A 4,069-nucleotide genomic window follows, 5' to 3' on the forward strand; every position below is an offset into this window, starting at 1 on the left:
GATCTACGAAGGCTGCGTGATCCGTTTCCGCCCGATCATGATGACCACGATGGCGGCGCTGTTCGGGGCCTTGCCGATCGCGCTCGGCGTCGGAGCGGGAGCCGAGTCGCGGCGTCCGTTGGGCGTGGCCGTCGTGGGCGGTCTGATTTTCTCGCAGCTGGTGACGCTGTACCTCACACCGGTGTACTACACGTACTTGGAGAGCTTCGTCGATCTGCTCCACCGCCTCACACATCGGCCCCCCCGCACCGCGCCGCACGCGGTACCGGCATCGGCGAAACGTGCGGCCCAGTAGCGGCCGCGGGGCGCAGGAGAAGCGGCCTCCGGGGTGTGAGACAAATTTGTGGGTCTTTTCGTTCGGGTCTACCCGCTCACCCTGAGAGATCCGACCGGCGGGGCGCCGGCTTGGAGCGCCCATGAACCGGCGCATTTCGTCATTCCCGCAATCTTCAGGCGGGAATCCATTCCGCATGCACTGGATGCCCGCCTGAAAATTGCGGGCATGACGGATTGGAACAATCGCTTTACCAGCGCTTCACTGGGTTCCCATCTGGATGACGAATCCACCCGTCACAATCAAGGCCCCACCCACAATCAGGCTCAGTGACGGCCGTTCGGCGAAGAAGACGAAGCTGAGCAGCTGGCTGACAAGGAAGAACACGGCAATGTAGAGGCCCATCAGCCGGCCGAAGTTGATGGAACGATTCAGATTCACCACGAGTCCGTAGGCCACCAGCGTGATGGCCCCAAGCGCCAGCCATAACCACGCCGATTGAACGAGACCGCGCCGAACCGCAGCGTCGCCGCCGATCTCCAGCGCGGCAGCGATCATCAACATGCCAATGGTGCTCTTCATGTCAGCCTTATCGTCACTTTGTACCACGCCGACGAACCGAAGTCTCCGATGTTTGCCGAGTCGGTGGAACGATCTCAAGATCCGACACAGCTAAAACAGGGCATCGCAACACACCCTGCCTGCAAATGCTGTCTAGTCTGCATTTCAGCGTTCTAGCGCCCTGAAGCATCATGCCGGTCAATTGACGACCGCCTACCAGCCCCCGGATGATTACTGAGCGTCCGAATTCAGATAGTGGCTGGTCACCATCTACGTGTGAGATCCCGGCGTTTGTTCTTCGTACCGTTTCCGCTTCCGCCAGAGCGTCGACGACTCGATGCCAAGAATCTTTGCGGCCTCTTCCAGGGTTGGCGCTCGCGCGATGACCCGCAGGATGTGCTCGCGCTCGATGTCCTCGACGCTGTAGTCGCCCCCCAGCCGGGGTGTCGAGGTGACCTGAGCAGCAACGCGCTCAGGCAACGCCGCGGGCTCGATGACCTGAGCCGGCCAGAGAATCACCGCTCGCTCGATCGCGTTGCGCAGCTCACGCACGTTGCCGGGCCAGGGGTACGAGAGGAGCGCTTCCTCCGCAGCCGGAGATAGCTCTGGAATGGGGCGGCGTGCGAGGCGGGCGGTGAACACGACGAATCGTCGCGCCAACCGCACGATGTCCTCTGGCCGCTCGCGCAGCGGCGGCACGCACAACTCCAGCACATTCAGGCGGTACAGCAGGTCTTCACGGAAATGGCCCGCCTTGACGTCGGCCTCCAGATCGCGGTTGGTCGCCGCGACGATACGGACATCGGCGCGTCGGGTTTGGTTCTCCCCTATCCGTTCGAACTGCTTCTCTTGAAGAAATCGCAGCAGCTTGGCTTGCAGTCCGAGGGAGATTTCCCCGATTTCGTCGAGAAACAGAGTGCCCCCTTCGGCCGCTTCCACACGCCCCGGTTGATCGCGCACCGCGCCGGTGAATGCCCCCTTCGTATGGCCGAAGAGTTCGCTGGCCAGGAGCTCCTCGGACAGCGTGGGACAGTTTACCACCACAAACGACTGCGCGCGGCGAGGACTCTGCGCGTGCAAGCAGCGTGCAAGTACGCCCTTGCCCGTACCATTCTCTCCGCGCAAGAGCACGGGGGCGTCCGACGTGGCGGCGCGGGCAATGAGGTCGAGGACCGCGCCCATCTTTGGTGACTGCGTTTCCAGGTCGGCATCCGGCACCGCCTCTTTCACCTGCTGCTCCAAGTCGGCGACCCGACGAACCATCGCGCGGCGCTGCGCCACTTGCTCAACCACGTGTTGAATCTGCGCCAGGCCAAAAGGCTTGGGCAGGTAATCTGTTGCTCCCCGCCGGATCGCCTCCACCGCCGTGTCGATGGTCGCATAGGCAGTCACCATGACGACGGTAAGCTCCGGACGCTGCGCCAGCAGCTGTGGAAGGAGGTCCAGACTGTTGGTATCGCCGAGGCGGAGGTCCAAGAACGCGAGGTCAAAGGCCTGCCGGGCCACTGCGCCGAGCGCGGCCTCTGCCGAGCCGACTGCGGTGACGTGACATCCCATGCCCTCCAGGCACATGGACAATGTCACGCGAATGTTCTTCTCGTCGTCGATGACTAGGACGGTCAGGGGGTGGGTTGGTAGCTCCGACGTCATGGCTCTGCGCCTCCACGGAACAGACTCACAGTTCGCTTCAACCCGCGGGCGTGACCTTGTTCGCCGCGAGCAGTTGCGCCTCCCGGTGATGCCACCTCCACTCCAAGCCCCCCGCGGCCAGCGCGCACACACAGCACGCTCCCCAGAGCGCCAGCAGTGCTTCCCGCATCTGCTCGGACCCCGCTTGCGGGAACACCATACAGAGGGCGATCAGGCCGCCGACTGCCGCCAGCAAGTGGACCCAGAACTGCCGGGCCGCCTTCGTGCGCTCGACTGCAATGTGGGCCTCCAGAATCGCACGTACTTCTCGGCCCGTAGGGTCGTCCTGTGGCGATACTGCAAACTGGATGAGATCCGGCATCCCAGTTTCCTCCTGGCTTCCCTGGCTCAAATGCGTACTGATCCGTTCCGATATCCCCCACGTGACGATCTCGTGTGCAGCAGACGTGCCACCTTCGTCAGCCGCGAAGGTCGCCCCACACCAGCAGCGACTCAACCAAGTACCGTGCAGGATGCACTAGGAAGCCCTGCAAACTGCCCGGTTCAGCGTAAAGGTGGTCGAGCCGCTCCGAGCGCATGCCACGGCGGCGCGTAGCTACCGAGCACCCGCCTTCCGCACACGTCCGCCTTCTTGTTCAGCATCCAGTTGAGCGGGTTTTGCCCGGCGCGACCGACCCAGGCGCGGTCCGACGCCAGCTCTCCGGCAAGCCAAAATCCGTACGCCATGATCGGAGCCACGGCTAACACCAGAATGAGAGTGATTGTCATGCGTACTTCTCCCATTCTCTGTGCCAGGCACGGCGATGGCGAGAACTAGCCGATGAAAAGAGGATTGCGAGGACGATGACTGACCGTTAACCTGCAAAAGACAGGATCGCAGGAACCACCCCATGTCAAATTGCAGGACAACAACGCAGTTTCCCCGAGTTGGCATTTCGCGGACTCGCAAACACTCTACAAGTCGGCTGATGGAACGCTTCCTGCGTTCAAACTGCACTTGCCCGATAAGGCGCGAGCGAGGTGCCGGGCTAACTTCACTTGCATGACGACTGAGCGGCCGCGCCCGGAAGACTTTCTCGAACTGCTCAAGCGTGACACGCGCGGGCGTCTCAAGATCTACATCGGCTTCGCGGCCGGGGTGGGGAAAACGTACCGGATGCTCGAGGAAACCCACGCACTCAAGAAACGAGGCGTCGACGCCGTCCTGGGTCTCATCGAGACTCATGGCCGTGCGGAGACCGCTGCGCTCATGGAGGGCCTCGAATACGTCCCGCGGCGGAAGGTCGAATACCGCGGCCTCATGCTCGAAGAGACGGACGTCGAGGCCATCATCGCCCGGCGACCGCAAGTCGTCGTCGTTGATGAGGTGGCCCACACCAATGCGCCGGACTCGCGCAACCGCAAACGCTACCAGGACGTGCTCGACATCCTCGAAGCCCGCATCAACGTCATCTGCGCCTTCAACGTGCAGCATTTGGAAAGTCTGAAAGAGGTTGTGCAGCGCACCACCGGTGTCGTGATCCGAGAAACGGTCCCGGACAGTTTCCTCAAGCAAGCCGATCAGGTCGTCAACCTCGACCTGGC

6 protein-coding genes are annotated in these 4,069 nt (G+C 62.5%); 2 read left to right on the forward strand and 4 right to left on the reverse strand.

The annotated features are described in order from the left end of the window. Positions 1-295, forward strand: a 295-nt coding sequence (locus VF515_08205; GenBank protein ID HEX7407616.1) for an efflux RND transporter permease subunit, incomplete at its 5' end; no start/stop codon positions are given. 240 nt (positions 296-535) lie between these two features. Here the strand turns inward: VF515_08205 and VF515_08210 are convergent. The 4 genes from VF515_08210 to VF515_08225 form a co-directional block, all read right to left on the reverse strand. Then, positions 536-856 carry a hypothetical protein gene (locus tag VF515_08210; GenBank protein ID HEX7407617.1) on the reverse strand — a complete coding sequence of 107 codons (321 nt, stop codon included), beginning with the start codon at positions 854-856 and terminating at the stop codon, positions 536-538. Between the two features lie 249 nt (positions 857-1,105). Next, entirely contained in the window at positions 1,106-2,485 is a 1,380-nt protein-coding gene (locus tag VF515_08215; protein HEX7407618.1) for a sigma-54 dependent transcriptional regulator, read from the reverse strand. A 37-nt stretch (positions 2,486-2,522) separates the two neighbouring features. Beyond that, a complete protein-coding gene (locus VF515_08220) occupies positions 2,523-2,846 on the reverse strand; it encodes a hypothetical protein (protein ID HEX7407619.1) in 324 nt (107 codons plus the stop codon). Positions 2,847-3,028: 182 nt separating this feature from the next. Next, the gene (locus VF515_08225; GenBank protein HEX7407620.1) at positions 3,029-3,253 is read right to left on the reverse strand and encodes a hypothetical protein; all 225 of its coding nucleotides are present in this window, start codon (positions 3,251-3,253) and stop codon (positions 3,029-3,031) included. A gap of 274 nt (positions 3,254-3,527) precedes the next feature. Here VF515_08225 and VF515_08230 point away from each other — a divergent pair. Beyond that, a partial coding sequence (locus tag VF515_08230) for a histidine kinase (GenBank protein HEX7407621.1) occupies positions 3,528-4,069 on the forward strand: 542 nt, incomplete at its 3' end.

The sequence above is a fragment of the Candidatus Binatia bacterium genome (assembly GCA_036382395.1).
GTDB lineage: Bacteria > Desulfobacterota > Binatia > HRBIN30 > HRBIN30 > JAGDMS01.